Below are 16,866 nucleotides of genomic sequence, written 5' to 3' on the forward strand. Positions count from 1 at the left end.
ACCAGCGAAAGACCAGTGATCAACGCCACCGTGCCGGCCAAATCGCCGAGACGTGATTATGTCGGCGAATGCGTCTGTAATAGGTCGCCCGCCAACCGCACCGCCGCCACCTCGATCGATCGGTCCGAGTAAGACTTCCGACAGATTCGGGCGAGGATGTGACACGCTTCGGCAGCGCAGCGAGCCTGTTCCGCCCATTCCCGTGCGACCAGCCGCTGTCATGAGCTCGGAAGTCGTTCGGATCGGCGACAGGGTCGCGGTCCTGCGTATCGAACCTCAGCCGCGCTCGTGCTGGTCTACCCGACGTCGACGGTGGCGCGCTCCCGCACGGCGGCGCGCTGCCGGCGGACGTCACGCAGGCCTACGTAGGCGACCGCGCCGGCGGCCAGGTACAGCAGGGCCTGCACGTTGAGCACGAGTACGACGCTGAGCACGTCGCCGAGCAGACCGGCGGCCGCCATGCCCAGCCCCTGCGACGCGTTGAAGATCGCGTAGTAGACGCCGAAGGCCCGGCCCAGCTCGGTGTCGGGCACGCTCTGCTGGATCTGCGCGAACGCTCCGCTGGCGTACGCGACGCCAGGCGCACCGACCAGGATGAACAACCCGACGTACCACTCGGGTTGACGGGTGACCGCCGGTCCGTTCCAGATGACCAGGCTGATCAGGGAGAAGGTGGTCGCCCCGAGGCTCATCAGCAGTCGGGGGCTGAGCCGGGCACCCAACATGCCGACGATGAGCCCGCCCACCACCCCGCCGATCGCCTGGACGCCCCGCAGCACACCGGTGAGGGTGCCGTCGGCGTGTAGCGCGCGGCTGACGAAGACCACGAAGAGCACCACGAACAGGCCCTGTGCGATGCCGCCCAACGCCACACTCACGATCGTCATCCGTACCGAGCGGTTGCGCAGCATCGCCGTGAGGCCGTGTCGCCAGGCGGTGAGAAACGAAGACGTACGGTCCGGGATCGCCGGCGCCGCAGCTGCGTGATGGGCGGCCCGGCGGCCGGCGGCGATCAGGGTTGCCGTGATCACGAAGGCCACGGCGGCGCCGACGGCCAGGTAGCGGGTGCCGTCGCGGGTGATCGCGAACCCGCCCAGCGAGCCTCCGATGAGGCGTCCGACGCTCATGTTGAGCGCTATCACGCTGTTGGCACGTACCAGGTGGGCGGGCTCGACGAGGCGTGGCAGCACGGCGTTGCGGGCGGAGTCGAACGTCTGCGTCAGTACCGCCTGAGCCCCGGCGACAAGGGAGATGACCCACAGGTGGTGGTCGGGTTGGCCGAGCAGCGGGATCACCACTGCGGCCTGCAGCACGGCAACGCAGCTCATGAGCCGGAACCTGTCGAAACGATCGGCGAGAGCACCGGCGAACGATCCCAGCGTGATGCCGCACAGCAGCTCGACGAGGAAGACGGCGGAGGTGGTGAGCGCCGAACCGGTCACCCCGAACACGTAGATCGGCAGCCCGGTGAGCAGCAGCCAGCTCGCCACGCTGGAGAAGAGCCCGGCAGCCCAGATCAGGGCGAATCCGCGGTGTCGCAGCAGCGTAACCATCTCAGATGAACTCCGGCGTGAGGTACGCCTGAAGGTTGAGGCTTACCGGCCGGGCATCGCTCGGGGGTGCGTTTCGCAAGGGGCGCAGGTACGGCCGGATGACGGCGTCCAGGGTCAGCGTGAGGTGTCGCAACTCCTCGGGAGTGAGCGAGAGCGTGTAGCTGTGGAATGTGGCGCTCTCCCGCCACTCGTCGGCCAGTTTGTGCTGCTGATGTTGGTAGCGCTGCAACGATCGGAACCCCTCGTCGAGCTCCAGGGCGGTCAGCGCGTCGATGATCTGCTGCCCCTCGGCGTCATCGGGATCCGGGACGAGTTCGAGCCCGGTGGCGGCAGCGCGCCACGGTCGGTCACGCCGGTTGGCGTCGTCGGCGGGGGCCCGTTCGATGAGGCCGTGGCGGGCCAGTTGACGCAGGTGGTAGCTGCAGTTCGATCCGGTGTCGTCCAGGGCCTCGGCGCACTGCGCGGCGGTTCTCGGGCCGGCGGCCAGCAGGTAGCGCAGCAGCCGCAGGCGCAACGGGTGCGCGAGCGCGCGCAGCTTTGTCGCGTCCTGGACGCGCACCCGGCGTTCCGGCTCGTTCCGCTCCATCAGCACTCCCCTAACGAAAGACTCCTTTCGGTTATACGTCCTGGGGGCACGTTTTCGCAAGAAGTCTTTCGCATCGAGCGAGGCGGGACCTCTCCCTGGCCACCGCGGTTTCGTGCTCCTGATCGGCACAAGAGATCAACTCGGGCTCCCTGAAGGCGGGGTGTCCAACGAGCCGGGACACCCCGACTTCCATGAAGGCGAGTGGATCACGGCGCCACCACACCCCCCGCCTTGACCACCGGGAGCCTGGTATTGAGAAAATTAAGTTCTGACCCTTGGAAGTTCAACATTCTTAAGATACAACTTCAGGTATGACAGAACAGGCGATGGAGTGGCAGGAACTCACCAGCCTGACGCGGGGCCAGCCGTTCGTCGTCGAGCGGGTGCGCCTGGCGGGCAACGGCGTCGCGATCGAGGGCGAGTTCGAGCTGCCGCAACTGGCCCAGCTCAACGTCGAGGACCAGGTCTTCGTCACGGCGTTCGTACGCTGCCACGGCTCGATCAAGGAGATGGAACGCATCTTCGGGGTGAGCTACCCGACGATCAAGTCACGACTCAACCGGATCACGCAGATGCTCGACTTCGTCGAGACCGATCCGGCGCCGTCGCGGGCCGACGTCATCGACCGGTTGCGCCGCGGTGAAATCACCGCCCAGCAGGCGTTGGCCGAGCTGGAAGGCCGGCCGTGATGCCGCAGTTGGTGACCGTCAAGGTCAACCGCCCGGACCGCCGACCCATTCGCTTCTGGGTTCCGGTGCTCCCGGTGGTGCTCCTGCTCTTCCCGGTCGTGGTCCTGGTCGTGCTCGCGGCGATCGTGGCCTGCCTGGTGTTCCGCATCGGTGCGGTGCGGGCACTCGGCGCCGGTTGGAGCGTCATCTCCGCGCTGCCCGGCGCCCGCTTCGACATCGAGCAGGGCCGCACGGCCGTGCTCGTGGCCATCCGATAGGAGAGGTTCGAATGACCGAACAACGCAAGGACATCCTCGACATGCTGGCCGCCGGCAAGATCACCGCGGAGGAGGCGGAGCAGCTCATCGCCGCACTCGAACGGGACCAGGCACCGGCATCGGCAGGCGTCGACGCCCGACCGAAGGGCAAGGTGAAGTACCTGCGGGTGGTGGTGGACGCCACCGACAACGGCGAGCCGTCGCGGGTCAACGTGCGGGTGCCACTGCAACTGCTGCGGGCCGGCGTACGGCTGGCGGCGCTGGTCCCGCCGCAGGCCCTGGTCAAGGCCAACGCCTCACTGAGCGACTCGGGCGTGCCGATCGACCTGACGCAGCTCAAGCCCGAGCAGTTGGAGGCGCTCGTGGAGCACCTCGACGACGTGACAGTGGAGGTGGACTCCCCCGATGCCACCGTGCGGGTCTTCTGCGAGTAGGCGCCGTCTGATGGGACGGCCCCTCGAGAGGGTGCGGGAACACCCTCCCGAGGTCTGCGCCCGCCGCAGCAGAGCACAGGTGAACTGCCAACCCGAAGTCTAGCCACCCACCGTCAACCAGTGCAGGGACCACTCGGACGAGTGGTCCCTGCGCCACGCCCGCGTCACGTGGTCGGCCCGTTCGCCAATATCCGAGCAACTTCCCGGAAACTGCTGCCTCCGACACGCGGAAGACAGCAACATCCCTGATGTTGCGCGGATCGTGGGACCGGATCAGCCTGGCGGGAGCCTGCTGCTCGGTGAGCTGGCCTTGCCGACCTCGTCAGCCGCACCGTGAAAAGATCGGCGATCACGACTCTTCAACCCTTGGCCTGGCTGCGACGGGCCCGCCGACGGGGCGTGTCGTCGCCGCCGGCAAGCCGGGTGAAGGTGAGCATGTTCGCCAGCGCCACGACGATGACCGCGACGCCGACCTGGATCGCGAGCACGATCCAGTCCCAGCGCAGCACCCACACCCGCACGCCGGCTCCGTCGTCGATATCGAGCGCCCTGGCGACCACGGTGCCCAGCAACGCCGAGCCGACGCCGATGACGAACGTGGCGAAGAGGCCGATCCGCTGCCTCCCCGGCAGGATGAGTCGGCCGAGCAGGCCGACGAGGCCACCGATGAGCACCGCGCCGAGATAACCAGTTACCAGCATTGCCGTCTCCCCTCCAGCAGTGCCGAGGTACATGCCCGAATCTGACGTTCCCGGAAACCCCGCCCCCGGCCGTGACGCCGGCCAATCAGCGGATGAGGCCGACCAACGTCGCCAGTCGCGCCACGCCGGCCCGAGCCGGCTGCGCGCGGGCAACGTCGGCGATCACCGTACGCGCCAACGGGATCACCGGTCCTTGCGAAGCAGCACGGTCACCGCCTCTCCGTCGGCCGTACCGAAGGTGCCGTCAGTGGGATGTCCCAGCGCCGCGCCGAGGGTGCGCACGTGCAGATCGACCACCGCCTCCACCAGGTCCGCCAGCACCGACACCGTGCCGCGGCCCCCTCGCCAACCCGCCACGCACAGCCCGAGGCCGACAACCGCCGCGGGCCACCACAGCAGGCCGAGCGCCAGATACAGCAGCCCCCAGCCCACCCGTCGGGCGGCGGCGGCGAAGTCGGCCTGCGCGAGAGCGAGCGGGCCCCGGGTGTCCTCGGGCAGCAGCAACCACAGCCGGGGCCAGGCGGCGGCCAGGTCCAGGCCGTAGCAGGCCCGCACCCGTACCGCGGTGGCGAGCATGCGGTCACCGATCCACGTCGGCCGGTCCGGCTCGGTCAATGCGATCCGGTCGCAGGCGCGGGCGAGCGCCTGGGTGTCCGGCAGCGGTCCGCTGGCGTCGTCGGCAGACCGCAACCGGCGTGCCTTGTCCCGCAGGGCGTTCTCGTACCGGTCCATGGCGGCGTTCCACCGGCGCCGCCGCCGGCGGGTCACGGCATCGCCGGCCCGACCCCAGTCCTGGGTCCACAGGGCCACGACCAGGCGTTCCAGATTCTGGGCGGCCATCGCGGCGACGACGCCGCCGAGCACGACACCGAGGACGATCAGCAGCGCGGACCCGGTGCCCCGGGCCGGTGACCCGAGGGCGAGCCGGTCCACCTCCTGCCGCAGCAGCCGCAGGTCCCACCAGTGGGCGTGGCCGAGGCGCACCGCCGCGGCGACCGTCGCCACGAACACCACACCGGGCAGCGCCAGTCCGGCGAGCCACCGCTCTGCCAGCTTCCCGCCGAGCGAGGCGATGACCGCGTTCACCGGTCCATCCGAAACGTCGGCAGCGGGCAGTCCCACACGGCGCAGCGCGGCGACGGGCCGGCGTCCGGTCGGGGAATCTCCACCCGGTCGCACAGGTCACCGGGACACACCTGGACCACTTCCGGGCGGCGGCCGTGGATGCCGGCCAGCGGCAGGTAGCGATCTCCCCGGACGGTCGTGTCACCACCGACCAGGCCACCGACGCGCATCAACTCGGTCACCTCGGCGAGCACCGCGTCCACGCCCTGGTCGGACAGCGACCGGTCCCGCAGCCGCGTCAGGGCCTGGACCGGTTCCGGCCCGAGCAGGTCGCCCACCTGCGCGATGTCCGCGCAGATCCGGGCCAGTCGGGTCGCCCGGTCGTCGTCGAGTCGCCTGTCCGGCACCGATTGACTCATCGGCTGATTATCTCGTGTCGATGTGGCACGCGGCTGGCAGGCTGGGGAGCAACCGCGACGGGGAGGTGCGCCGGTGGGTCGCTATGCGAGGGACGCCGTGAACGACTGGCGTCGTGTCGCGGCCGGCCAGCGGCGCGGCGACCGGCGCTGGGCCGAGGCCCAGGTGGAGCTGGGCGCCGCGCTGCTCGACCGGTACCACGCGGACCAGGCGCGGCAGGACCTGATCGAGGCCACCGTCGTGCTGGAGGCCGCGATCCGCACCATGGCCGATTCCTTTCTGGCTGAGGAGTTGGGTACGGCGCACGGTGTCCGCGCGCTGGCCACGTACACCGATGTGCTGCTGGCCAGAGCCCGGATCGAGAGTGAGCCGCAGCTCCTGGACATCGCCGAGCAGTATCTGCAGTTCGCGGAGGACGCCTCGGCCGACCTCGGCAACAGCGCGGTGCTGATGCTCAAGACCTGCCAGGTCCATCGGGTCCGGCACGACTTCGACGGCTCGGTCGACACGCTCTACCGGCTCACGGCCATCGCCAAGAGGGCCGAGAACTGGATCAGCGAGGAGCATCGGCCCGCGTTGCGGGGCATCCACGCGGAGGCGCTGTTGCGCGCCTACCAGCTCACCGGTGTGGAGGACTACGTCGACGAGGCGTTGGAGCTGGTGTCGTCGGTGGACACCACCGGGCCCAACCAGGACCAGATCGTCATGCTGCGAGCCCGGTGCCTGCTGGCCAGGGCGGTCGGGACCACCCACACCGCCGATGTGGAGCGGGCCGTCGCGGTGCTGCGGGACCACACCCCGCAGAGCATCGACTCACGTTTCCTGGCGGGGCAGACGTTGCTCACCCTGGTCGACCGCACCGGCCGTGCCGAGTTGCTCGGCCAGGCATGGGAGGAGTTCGCCGCCGCGCTGAACACCGTCGGAGAGCGGCATCCGCACCATCGGATGGCACTCGCCAGCCTCTCCACCGTCGGCATGAAGACGCACCAGCTCACCGGTGACATCTCCGCCTTGGAGACGGCGATCGGCCTGCTCCGCCGGGCGCTCGCGCTCTCCGTACGCGGGGAGGCCAACCACGCGTTGTACCTGGACCAGTTGGGCTACAGCCTCCGGTTGCTCTACGACGCCACCGGGGAGCCCGCCTACCTTCAGGAGGCGCTCGTCCTGCTGCGCAGAGCGCTGGACGCCCTGCCTGCACGCCATCCGCAGCGTGCCGAGACCGGGTTGTCCATCGCCCAGGCGTTGCGGGCGACCTATCTGCGGACCGGTGAGCCGGCCCTGCTCACCGAGGCCGCCGAGCGGGCACGCGCCGCCGGCCGCATCGACTCCGGCGCGGTGCCGGTCCGGATCCAGGCGTTCGACAAGGCGGCCTACACGCTGACCGCGCTGGGCCGGTGGGATGAGGCGACGGATGCCTTCGACGAGGCCATCACGCTGCTGCCCCGGCTGGCGTCGCGGGGGCGTACCCGGCACGACCAGTACGCCGACCTCGGTTCGACGGCCGGGTTGGCGGCGACCGCCGCCTCCTGCGCGATCGGCGCGGGGCAGCCGGAGCGGGCCCTGGAGCTGCTGGAGCGTGGCCGGGGCCTGCTGCTGCATCAGCGGTTGACGGCGGACGGCGAGTGGGCGGCGCTGCAACGCGCCGACGGACGCCTGGCGGCCGACTTCCAGCGGATGCGCCGGGACTTCGAAGCGCCCGCCCCCGAATCGTCGCGACCCACCACCTTCGGCCGGGACCGGGAGACCGAGTGGAACGTACTGCTGGCGACGATCCGGGAGCTGCCCGGCCTGGGCGACTTCCTGCGCCCGCCCAGCGCGCGGCAGCTCCTCGACCAGGTCGACGGGACCGTGGTCGTGCCGATCGCGAGCGAGTTGCGCTGTGACGCGCTCATCCTGCGGGAGCACCGCGTGACGGTGCTGCCGCTGCCGGATCTGTCGCTGACTGACGCGACGACGCAGCTACGACTGCTCCAGGAGGCCACCACCACGGCGTACGACCCGGCGGCGGACGCGCGGAGCCGGCTGCGCGCCCAGTCGGCGCTCAGCGGCGTACTCGACTGGTTGTGGTCTGCCCTCGTCGGGCCGGTGCTGGACCATATCGACGCGCCCGAGGGCGCCCGGGAGCTGCCGCGCGTCTGGTGGTGCCCGGTGGGCCCGCTGGCGTTCTTCCCCCTGCACGCCGCGCAGGCCGGCGTCGGCCGGTCCGCCCTCGACCGGGTGGTTTCCTCCTACACCCCGACGGTGACCGCGCTCGCCCGCAAACGTGCCGCGCCGCGGCGGTCCCGGCCCGACGCCCGGTCCTGCGTCGTGGCGATGCGTGCCACCCCCGGCGGCCCGGGGGTGCTGCCCAGCGCCGAACGTGAGGCCGCCTCGGCGGCGCGGGGGCTGCCCGGAGCGTGGATCGGGTTGGACGCGGGGGCCACCCGGGAACAGGTCCTGGACCGGTTGGCCGACTCGGCCTACGCGCACTTCGCGTGTCACGCCGTGGCCGATCCGCACGACCCGGCGCAGGGCCGGCTGCTCGTACACGATCACCAGGACAACCCGCTCACCGTGGCCGACGTGTCCCGGCTCGACCTGGACGCGGATTTCGCCTTTCTGTCGGCCTGCGCGACCGCCCAGGCCCCGCCGACCCTGGTCGACGAGTCGCTGCACATCACCGGCGCCTTCCAGCTCGCCGGGTTCCGGCATGTCATCGGCACCCTGTGGGAGGTCGACGACGCGGTGTCCCTCGCCCTGACCACCGCCTTCTACGGGCACGGCGACGCGACCGGCTCGGCGGCGTACGCCCTGCACTCGGCCGTGCGGGGGCTGCGGGACCGCTACCCGCTGGCGCCGACGCTGTGGGCGGCGCACATCCACACCGGCGGCTGACCGATCAACGCCGGTCGGTGTCAGCGGGTGAGTCGGACCAGCGCCCGGGCCTTCTCGGTGTCGGGATGACCGGGGCCGTGTACGCGTTCGCACCCGGCCAGCGCGGCGCGCGCCTCCGGGCCCGCCCGCCGGTCACCGGCCTCGACCAGCAGTTGGGCGTAGAGCGTACGCATCTCCAGGGTCCCGGGATGGTCGACGCCTCGGCCCCGTTCACTGTCCGGCAGCGTGTCGGTCAGCAACCGGATCGCCTCGGGCCGCCGGCCCACCCCGGCCAGCGCTCTGGCCAGGGAGTGCCGGGCATGCAGGAGGACCCCGTCGGTGCCCTTGAGGGCACGCCCGGCGTCGTCCGCGAGCGTCCGGGCCGCGTCGACCGCCTCGGCCGCCCGGCCGGAGTCGAGCAGGACGACCAGCAGGTTGCTGCGGGCTTGTAGCGACACCGGGCTGGTGGGCCCCAACGTCCTGGTCATCCGCTGGACCACGTCCCGCAGGGCCCGCTCGGCCTGCTGGCTGTGGCCCTGCAGGTGCTGGATCCCGGCCAGCTTCATCTGGCAGGTCAGGGTGTCCGCGTCGTCCCTGCCCAGCGTCCGCGCCATGCCGTCGGCGACCCGCCGCAGCAGCGGCTCGGCCTCGTCCATCCGACCCAGCTCGATCAGCAACCAGCCGAGGTTGTTGCCGCTGCGCAACGTCTCGGCGTCCCCGTCACCCAGCACCCGGCGTCGCGCCTCGTACACGTCTCGTTGCACCCGTTCCGCCTCGGCGTGCGAGCCGAGCTGCCAGAGCGCGAAGGCCAGGCTGTGCTTGGTGCGCAGGGTGTCCGGATGCTCCGGCCCGAGCGCCGAACTGCGCAACCCGACGATCTCCTGATAGATGGCCACGGCCTCGTCGATGTCGTTGTTGCGCATCAACTCCCGCGCGTATCGGGACCCCGCCTCCAACGTTCGCGGGTCGGTCGCGCCGTACTGCTCGTGGAAGGCGTGGTACTGCAACCCGAAGGCGGTCGGACCGCCGATCGTCTCGGTGGTCGAGCGGCCATCATGGGTGACGGTGATCTCGATGACCGGGCCGGTCGACTCCGGTTCGCGCGGTGGCTCGTCGTCGCGTTCACGGCTGCGGTTGAACCATCTTCCCACTGCCCGCACCTCCCGCGGTGTCGACGACCTCACGACCCGTCACGGACATCAGACTATGCGTCAACCCAAACGATATCGATCCTGGCTGATTCCGTCGCCGCAGGTTCTCAGCGGGTGAGGCCGACCACCGTGGCCAGTCGCGCCACGCCGGCGGCGCCGGCACCAGCGGACGAAACGGTCCCGCCGGCCACCGCGAAGCTCACCAGGATCGCGCCGGCCAGTGGCACGGCCACCGTGACGGCGAGGGCCCGCCGACGAGGCGACCCGCCGGTCAGCACCACGATCAGCAGGCCCAGCACAAGGTCGATGGCCACGTTCCACCACACGCCGGCCCCGTAGTCGGGGTTGGTCGCCTTGCCGGCGAACCGGGCCGCCTCCTCGAAGAACACGGCGGCCGGCAGCGCGACCCCGACGACCTGCCGCCACCCCTCACCACGCGCCCACGTCCCGCCGGTGCCGAAGACCACTCCGGCGAGCACGCCGAAGAACATCCAGACCAGCGACGACGGTGCCCAGAGCACCGCGAGGTCATCGCCCTGCAGGAGCGCCGCCGCGAGGTAGTAGCTGGGCACCGCGACGACGAGCAGGACGGCGGCACCGAGTGCCGAACGCAGCCGCCCGGACCGTGCCCAGTACCCGAAGAAGAAGGCGGCGACCGCCCAGGTCGCGGTGGAGTTGCCGAGTTCGGCGAAGGGGAACGGCAGCCACTTGATCCAGCAGAAGTCGAGAAGGCCGAGCAGGAATCCGCCCACCACGGAGACGAGCGCCACCGTGCGGTCACCAGGTCGCATGGCCGCAGAGCATACCGAGTATGCCCCGACTGACCTGGTCGGCCCCTCCACCATCGATCCAGCAGCCGGTCAACGGGTGAGGCCGACCAGCGTCGCCAGTCCGACGACCGACACCGGATTCAGCATCAAGTTCTTCGAAGGATCCGCCGACCGACATAATCGGGTCGCTCACCGGAACCTTCCTCCCTCCCCGTTGGTGGGATTGGTGGGAAGAGGGGGGCCTGTCTCAAAGTCCGGCTCATTTGATCTTGTGGCAAGATCGCGGGATGCTACGACTAACCGACTTCATCATCGATTGCCCGGACACGATGAAGCTGGCAGCCTTCTACTCTGGGGTGGTGGGGCTCCCGGTCAAGGAGGGCAGTAACGAGAACTGGGCCGGTATCCAGTTCGGCGAGATCGAACTGGCCTTCATCCAGGTGGAGGACTACCGCGCCCCGCAGTGGCCCGACAACGAGCACCCCAAGCAGTTCCACCTCGACTTCGAAGTCGACGACATCGAGGCCGAACAGCGCCGCGTCCTGGCCCTCGGCGCGACCCTACAGCGGGACTGCATCGGCCCCGACGGCTACGGCTTCCGCGTCTACGCCGACCCCATTGGCCACCCCTTCTGCCTCTGCCGCAACAAGGGTGTCATTTGGACCGATCAGGGCCTCATCTGGCCCAAGCGCGACTAGGACCTGTGCGCCGGGGCCACGAGAGGCAGCGGTCACGACGGCACGTCCGGCAAGCATGTCGGTGGGTGCCGGCTGGCCCGTCAGCGGGTGAGGCCGACGAGCGTGGCCAGTCGCGCCACGCCGGCCGGCGCGGGCTGCGCGCGGGCGACGTCGGCGATCACGGTACGCGCCAACGGCCGGCACCGGACCTCGGCCGGCGCGACACTGTCCGCGTCGACGAGGGCGCGGGCGGCCCCGCGCAGGTCACCGACCTGGAGGTACGCCCGCGCGGCGTCGACCAGGTACGCGCCCCGGTACTCGGCCGGCAACCGCCGCCACGCCTCCCGCCGCACGATCGCCGGATGTCGTCGCACCGCCTCGGCGGCGTCACCCCGTGACACCGCCACCAGCACCCGAGTCAACTCGACGGCGATCGGGGCGAAGCTGGTGCGGTACTGATCGTCGTACCCCCGAAGGTTGGCGGCGACGCCCGCGGCCCGGTCGGTCAGCTCGTCGGCGCGGTGGTGCTCGCCGCAACCGGCGGCGGCGAGCGCGGCCTGGAGCAGCAGCGTCCCACCCACGGCCCACTCCCCCGCCGACCGCTGCGGCCGGACACGGTTCGCGGCGGCGAGCGTCGCGGCCAGTGCCAGGCGGTCGCGGCCCGATGCGCGCAGCGCCTGCCCGACCGACACGGCGGCCGTCGCCGCGAGGATCGGGTCGTCGTGGGCGGCGGACATCGCCCGGTCGGCGGCCAGCCAGGCGAGGTCGGCCTCGCCGAGCTTCACCAGCAGGGACGAGGTGATCCGGTACGCCTGCACCAGCAGCTCCGCCGACCGCGCGCCCTGGACGGCGTCGAGCAGACCCGGCAACACCCGCACCAACTGTCCGTAGTGCGCGTGCTGATAGGTCAACCAGGCGTACCCGACCTGCCGTCTCAGCTCGTCCATCTCTGGTGGAGCCTGCGGGGTGTCGTAGCGGGCGAGCGCGGCCCGGATGTCGTCCACGCCGTCCGGCGTGCCCGCCGGGGTGCTGCGCGGCTGGCCGAGCAGCACCTCCGGGTCGACGCGCAGGACGTGGGCCAGGTCCTGGATCACGGAGTACCGGTCGAGGGGGCGGACACCTCGTTCGATCTTGTCGACCCAGCTCTTGGACCTGCGTAGCCGGTCGGCGAGCATCTGCTGGGTCATCTGCCGCCGCACCCGCCAGCTCGCCACGCGGCGGCCAATAGGAATGTCATCGCTGGTCACGCCGCCACCGCCGGTCCGGGACCGCGCGGGTCGTGTCCTCGACGGGTACGCGCTCCGCCTCGGCCTGGGCCAGGAGGCGCTGTTTGGCAGCCTCCCGCTCGGCCGCTTCACCGTCGTTCTCCGGAGCGTTGTCGTCCTGACCGCTCATCCCCGCCTCCTCTGTCAGAGGCCCAGGAGGCTCGCTGCCCCAGGCCATGGGACGCGTCCACGTCCCAAACCGGACAGTAGGGCGGATTGGTGATGCGTTGATTACTAGCAGTTATGCGGCCAGGCTGATGCCGATACGGCCAGCGAGCAGGCGCAGGTCGTCGGGGATAGCCCGGCGCTGGGCACGCTGCGCCAGCGCCACCACGGCATCGCGGGCGAGCGGATTGATGGCGAACGGAATGGGCGCGGCCTGCTCGGCCCGGATGAATGCGGCGAGGGCTTCGGAATCCCGGCGACCGCCGTCCGCCAGCGCTCGCCCAATGTCGAGCCAGTACGACAGTTGGCGATTCGATGCCTTGAGCACCTGCGGTCGTATCGTACGCGACAGCTCGATTATCTTGCCGTATTCGCCCTGCTCAGCCGCGATGGACATCTTCCAGAGCCCCACATTGGTTGGCCCAAAGCAGCAGCCGTTGAAGCCACCACCGTCGGCCGGATCTCCCAGACTCGCCGCCTCCCGGGTGGCCTCCGCGAGGTGATCGCGGGCAACGTCCGGACGAGCGTCCACGGTCGAGGCCAGCGCAGCCATGAGGTGAAGCTGACCAAGCATCTGCCGCACCCGGACGTCGGAGGCGTCCCCCTGAAGCTCCGCCAGTGATCGGTCAGCGGAATTGGCCGCCAAGCGGGCCGACTCGATCGGCAGGCTCTGGGCGTAGACGAAGCGGGATGCACCGATCCACGCTCGATCTTCGACGTCCTCGGCAGCCGATACGGATACCCGGGCGGCATTGAGGGCCAGGTGGCGGTAGCCGAGGTGCCGCAGGCAGGTGGAGGCCAGGTAGGCGACCTGGGCGAGCGCGGCGCCGCCCACGGCAGCGGCTTCGAGCAGCAGACTCGGGAGCATGCGGGCCATGGCCGGGTAGTTGCAAGAATTGCGGAGCTGATCGGCGCGGACGATCTCGGCCGCGAGGCGTTCAGTTGTGTAGGTCGACGGGCGGCGCTCGCCGTCCTCGATCTCGATCAGGGCCGACCAGATCGCCGGCACGCACTCGGCTGCGCTCTCGCGGGCCGGATCGCCGGACTCGGTGCCCTGGCCCAGCAGGTCAGCCACTGTGACCTGGAGCGCGGCGGCGAGAGCGACCAGAGTGGAGCGACGGTCGATCGTCTTCCGACCCGACTCGACCTGCGACACGTACGACTGGGTGACACCAGCAAGCCCCGCGAGGACGGCCTGAGTCATCCCGCCACGGCGCATCCGCCAGTACCGCATCCTGGCGCCGATGGTGTCGGGCCTTTTGATCATGAGAGCGCCCACCCCCAGGTAGAAAGCTGGGATAGCAGCCGTAGCCTACACCGCGCCCGGATTGGGAGGCGACCACTCAAGTGCCCGAGAATGGCGAAGCGCAGCTCCCGGAAATCTTCACCTGACTCTTCAAGAGATCGCCCGCCGTTTTGTCAGCGTGGCTGCCGCCTCCCGGACACCCCTAACCAAATCCACACCGTTGGCGCTCGACTTCCGCTTTACTCAAGCGACATGAGCGTCACGACCTTCTACCCTCAGAATCGCATAGAGGAACATTAAGCCTGAGACGAATTAGGGGAAGATGACGAGTCCCAGCCCGAGGATCAAGTGTTCTACCAAGAGCAGCTCGGCGTGGCACATTTCTAGAAGATTGACCCTCAGCGGCAGTCTCAGCACGACAGATGCCGTGTCCGCAATCTGACAAGCCACAACGGGCGCGGCTCCCGGCGTACGAGCGGCCCTCACCTACGATCTGGGCCTATGCCAACCAGCCGAGAGGAGCCGTTGATGACCCTACCGAACCAGCGGATCGAACAGGTGATCGAAGAAAGCAGCCATGCAGACGCGCCGACGCTTGCTGCTATGCCTGACGAGACGGTTGCTGACTCGCCGTCTGCAACTGAGAAAGTGCCTGCAGCCAAGAAGGCATCCGCGAAGCCTAGGGCAACGAGTAATGGCAGGGCGGCTACAAGGACGCCGTCTACCAAGAAGACGGCAGCAAAAAAGACCGCAGGCAAGAAGACGAGCAGCGCCCGCAAAACCCCCACCCCGAACACTCCACCGCCGAAGTACCCTCGCCACGATGTTCGCCGAGCTCTTCGCATCCCACAAGCCATTCTGGACCAGAATGCTGGGCACCCTTCAACTCCTAACGAAACCGCCGCGTTTCTCGGTGTCGGCTATTCAGGGGAGTTCGGCGTCGAAATTAGCTCCGCCAAGAAATATGGCTTCCTGGAGTCACAGGGCGGGAAGCTAGCAGTTACAGATCGAGCGAAGCAGGCACTAAGGCCGCGTAGCGACACCGACGAGGAAAACGCGCTCCGCGAGGCGGTATTCAATGCGCCTGAGATTTCCGATGTCTATGCACATTATCGTGGCGAGTATTTGCCCGACGAACGCTTCCTCAAGAATGCGTTGGTCGAACAATTCGGGATTCCCGCAAACAAGGTCTCCGAATTCCTTGACATCTTCTCTGCGTCGCTACAGGCTGTCGGCCTGATAATCAAAGACAATGATCGAATCAAGATCGTCGACGTAGGCAGAGAGGACGCCGTCCGGGTCTCGTCGAAATCGGCTACAACCCGCCGGACGCCGCCAAGAGAAGTTCTGGAGACGGGTGATACCTGCTTTGTCATGCAGCCCTTCTCGGGGCATCACGGTGGTTATTATGAGATGCTGTTCAAGCCAGCGATCGAGAAGTCGGGCTTGCGTCCGGTGCGCGCAGACGAGAACATATTCGGTTCCGGCAAGATAATGGACCAGGTGTGGCGAGGAATCCGAGCCGCCAGAGTCCTGGTCGCAGAATTGACGACTCGCAATCCGAACGTGTTCTATGAGCTAGGCCTCGCTCACGCCCTCGGAAAGCCAGTCGTGCTTGTTTCTTCTGGGTTGGATGAAACCCCTTTTGACTTGCACCATATTCGGGTGATCTACTACGACATCAACGATCCCTTCTGGGGAACTAAACTCATTGACAAGATCGCCGAGAATATTCGTTCGGCAATCGACAACCCCGAAGAGGCAATTTTCACCGTTGAAGACTAGCCAGGCTCAACGAGGCCTCAAGTTTGTGTACCAACTATCGAGCCCCCCGCCGCGCTAACCACACCGTGTGTTCCCGCGAAATGGCCTGCTCGGCATCTTCAACGAATAGCCGCCATTTCTCCTCCGTCGGCTGCAAGAGATGCGAGCTGGCTTCGGTCAAAACAAAAGATAGATCCCTGGCCGTGACAGAGTATGACTGGGACAGGTTCTGATAGCCTTTAGTTTGTACCCAAGCGCTGACACTAGCGGCTACAGTCGCCGCGACACCAAGTAAACCGATGTCCATGACGTTGAAGGTCTTGAGTGCGGCAAAGGCTAGGCCGACGGCCTGAAAGGTGATAGCAATACCAAACCAAGTTCGAGCACGGCTCCGGTTGTACTCAGCTTTTCTAGTGTACCAACTGTTTTCGTTTTCCACCCTGTCAGTCAAGTACCGACTCATCCGCTCCGGCAGCGGCGCTGACCGTAGCGCGCGCATGGCTTCTGTCACTTGACTTCCGGTCGCCGTCAAAATGAGGTCGGCGTTCCTAACTGAAGAATCGATCTCTTTTAGTCGTCGCACAAACGTCTCGTCCGGATTTGGATTGAAATCCACACCGAAAACACCGCCACCGACGCTGTACCTCCATGCCAGCGTCTTGATTGACTCTGCGGCAGCTCTTCCCTTGTACCACTCGCCCTCAGGCTTCGTACTTATAAGATAGTAACTAAAGAAGATACTTGCTAGGAACGATAATCCCGAAATACCGCCACCTAGTTCGATCCGATGACCGCCAGCTTCCATGCTGGTGGAGATCCCACCACCGACCGAGGCCACAATTGCGGCGAACAAGCCCAGGTACGTTAGCCGCAAGTACGCCCGCTGCCCCCTGGCTGACACCTTCTCCGCGTCGCTCAAGTAACTCGGAAAATTCTCTTCGATCATCATGCAGCCGATCCAACCCATAGAAGCCCGGACATCGAGCATAGTATGCTATGCGTGTTAGTTGAAGGTGGACGAGGTCCTTCTTCGCATCGTTGACGGAGTGCGAGCACATCGTTGCAGGCTTGATGTTCGCGGGACCTCGGCATCCCCTTATTCGGTTGCCCTCGGAGGCCTATGAGCCCTGACGTTCTTTCAAGATGATTGAGCGCAAGCGGAATTCGCGCTCTGAGTCCATTTCGTTACTCCACGGTATGGACATCCCTGGAGAATACCCGTCCGGATCGATCGAGGTGCTGACTACTAGGCTGCGGTCTGGTTGCTTCTCTG

Annotated in this window: 17 protein-coding genes; 6 read left to right on the forward strand and 11 right to left on the reverse strand. The window is 67.9% G+C overall.

What is annotated here, in order from left to right:
- Window positions 1–296: 296 nt before the first annotated feature.
- Window positions 297–1,553: an MFS transporter gene (locus OG505_RS11590; RefSeq protein WP_405433099.1), complete on the reverse strand. Its 1,257-nt coding sequence runs from the start codon at window positions 1,551–1,553 to the stop codon at window positions 297–299.
- 1 nt (window position 1,554) lies between these two features.
- Entirely contained in the window at window positions 1,555–2,139 is a 585-nt protein-coding gene (locus tag OG505_RS11595; RefSeq protein WP_405433100.1) for a helix-turn-helix domain-containing protein, read from the reverse strand.
- A gap of 311 nt (window positions 2,140–2,450) precedes the next feature.
- Here OG505_RS11595 and OG505_RS11600 point away from each other — a divergent pair, with 311 nt between their 5' ends.
- From OG505_RS11600 to OG505_RS11610, 3 genes are read left to right on the forward strand one after another with little or no spacing between them, the layout of a single operon-like run.
- The gene (locus OG505_RS11600) at window positions 2,451–2,828 is read left to right on the forward strand and encodes a DUF2089 domain-containing protein (RefSeq protein ID WP_358112325.1); all 378 of its coding nucleotides are present in this window, start codon (window positions 2,451–2,453) and stop codon (window positions 2,826–2,828) included.
- Window positions 2,828–3,085 carry a hypothetical protein gene (locus OG505_RS11605; RefSeq protein ID WP_405433101.1) on the forward strand — a complete coding sequence of 86 codons (258 nt, stop codon included), beginning with the start codon at window positions 2,828–2,830 and terminating at the stop codon, window positions 3,083–3,085. Before OG505_RS11600 ends, OG505_RS11605 begins: the two co-directional genes overlap by 1 nt.
- A gap of 11 nt (window positions 3,086–3,096) precedes the next feature.
- A complete protein-coding gene (locus tag OG505_RS11610; protein ID WP_405433102.1) occupies window positions 3,097–3,519 on the forward strand; it encodes an SHOCT-like domain-containing protein in 423 nt (140 codons plus the stop codon).
- A gap of 359 nt (window positions 3,520–3,878) precedes the next feature.
- On the opposite strand, the gene OG505_RS11615 is transcribed toward OG505_RS11610, so the two are convergent.
- The 3 genes from OG505_RS11615 to OG505_RS11625 all read right to left on the reverse strand — a co-directional run bounded on the left by OG505_RS11615 (window position 3,879) and on the right by OG505_RS11625 (window position 5,704).
- Window positions 3,879–4,220 carry a GlsB/YeaQ/YmgE family stress response membrane protein gene (locus tag OG505_RS11615; protein WP_405433103.1) on the reverse strand — a complete coding sequence of 114 codons (342 nt, stop codon included), beginning with the start codon at window positions 4,218–4,220 and terminating at the stop codon, window positions 3,879–3,881.
- 183 nt (window positions 4,221–4,403) lie between these two features.
- Window positions 4,404–5,306, reverse strand: coding sequence for a hypothetical protein (locus OG505_RS11620; protein WP_405433105.1), 903 nt, complete (start codon window positions 5,304–5,306; stop codon window positions 4,404–4,406).
- Window positions 5,303–5,704, reverse strand: a complete 402-nt coding sequence (locus OG505_RS11625) for a hypothetical protein (protein ID WP_405433107.1) — start codon at window positions 5,702–5,704, stop codon at window positions 5,303–5,305. Before OG505_RS11625 ends, OG505_RS11620 begins: the two co-directional genes overlap by 4 nt.
- Window positions 5,705–5,777: 73 nt before the next feature.
- On the opposite strand from OG505_RS11625, the gene OG505_RS11630 reads away from it, so the two are divergent.
- Window positions 5,778–8,576: a CHAT domain-containing protein gene (locus tag OG505_RS11630; protein WP_405433108.1), complete on the forward strand. Its 2,799-nt coding sequence runs from the start codon at window positions 5,778–5,780 to the stop codon at window positions 8,574–8,576.
- A gap of 20 nt (window positions 8,577–8,596) precedes the next feature.
- Here OG505_RS11630 and OG505_RS11635 read toward each other — a convergent pair whose 3' ends face one another.
- The gene (locus OG505_RS11635) at window positions 8,597–9,706 is read right to left on the reverse strand and encodes a tetratricopeptide repeat protein (RefSeq protein ID WP_405433110.1); all 1,110 of its coding nucleotides are present in this window, start codon (window positions 9,704–9,706) and stop codon (window positions 8,597–8,599) included.
- 107 nt (window positions 9,707–9,813) lie between these two features.
- Window positions 9,814–10,497, reverse strand: coding sequence for a DUF6518 family protein (locus OG505_RS11640; RefSeq protein WP_405433111.1), 684 nt, complete (start codon window positions 10,495–10,497; stop codon window positions 9,814–9,816).
- Window positions 10,498–10,763: 266 nt separating this feature from the next.
- On the opposite strand from OG505_RS11640, the gene OG505_RS11645 reads away from it, so the two are divergent.
- On the forward strand, window positions 10,764–11,174 hold the full coding sequence (locus tag OG505_RS11645) for a VOC family protein (protein WP_405433112.1): 411 nt from the start codon (window positions 10,764–10,766) through the stop codon (window positions 11,172–11,174).
- Between the two features lie 80 nt (window positions 11,175–11,254).
- Here the strand turns inward: OG505_RS11645 and OG505_RS11650 are convergent, their stop codons facing one another.
- The 3 genes from OG505_RS11650 to OG505_RS11660 form a co-directional block, all read right to left on the reverse strand.
- Window positions 11,255–12,400 carry a helix-turn-helix domain-containing protein gene (locus tag OG505_RS11650; protein ID WP_405433113.1) on the reverse strand — a complete coding sequence of 382 codons (1,146 nt, stop codon included), beginning with the start codon at window positions 12,398–12,400 and terminating at the stop codon, window positions 11,255–11,257.
- Window positions 12,387–12,548 carry a hypothetical protein gene (locus OG505_RS11655; RefSeq protein WP_405433115.1) on the reverse strand — a complete coding sequence of 54 codons (162 nt, stop codon included), beginning with the start codon at window positions 12,546–12,548 and terminating at the stop codon, window positions 12,387–12,389. The genes OG505_RS11650 and OG505_RS11655 overlap by 14 nt, the downstream gene beginning before the upstream one ends.
- Window positions 12,549–12,659: 111 nt before the next feature.
- The gene (locus OG505_RS11660) at window positions 12,660–13,850 is read right to left on the reverse strand and encodes a helix-turn-helix domain-containing protein (protein ID WP_405433116.1); all 1,191 of its coding nucleotides are present in this window, start codon (window positions 13,848–13,850) and stop codon (window positions 12,660–12,662) included.
- 507 nt (window positions 13,851–14,357) lie between these two features.
- Here OG505_RS11660 and OG505_RS11665 point away from each other — a divergent pair.
- Window positions 14,358–15,614, forward strand: coding sequence for a hypothetical protein (locus tag OG505_RS11665; protein ID WP_405433118.1), 1,257 nt, complete (start codon window positions 14,358–14,360; stop codon window positions 15,612–15,614).
- Between the two features lie 34 nt (window positions 15,615–15,648).
- On the opposite strand, the gene OG505_RS11670 is transcribed toward OG505_RS11665, so the two are convergent.
- A complete protein-coding gene (locus tag OG505_RS11670; RefSeq protein ID WP_405433120.1) occupies window positions 15,649–16,542 on the reverse strand; it encodes a DUF4231 domain-containing protein in 894 nt (297 codons plus the stop codon).
- Window positions 16,543–16,866: the final 324 nt, after the last annotated feature.

It is taken from the genome of Micromonospora sp. NBC_00617 (assembly GCF_045161355.1).
Lineage (GTDB): Bacteria > Actinomycetota > Actinomycetes > Mycobacteriales > Micromonosporaceae > Micromonospora.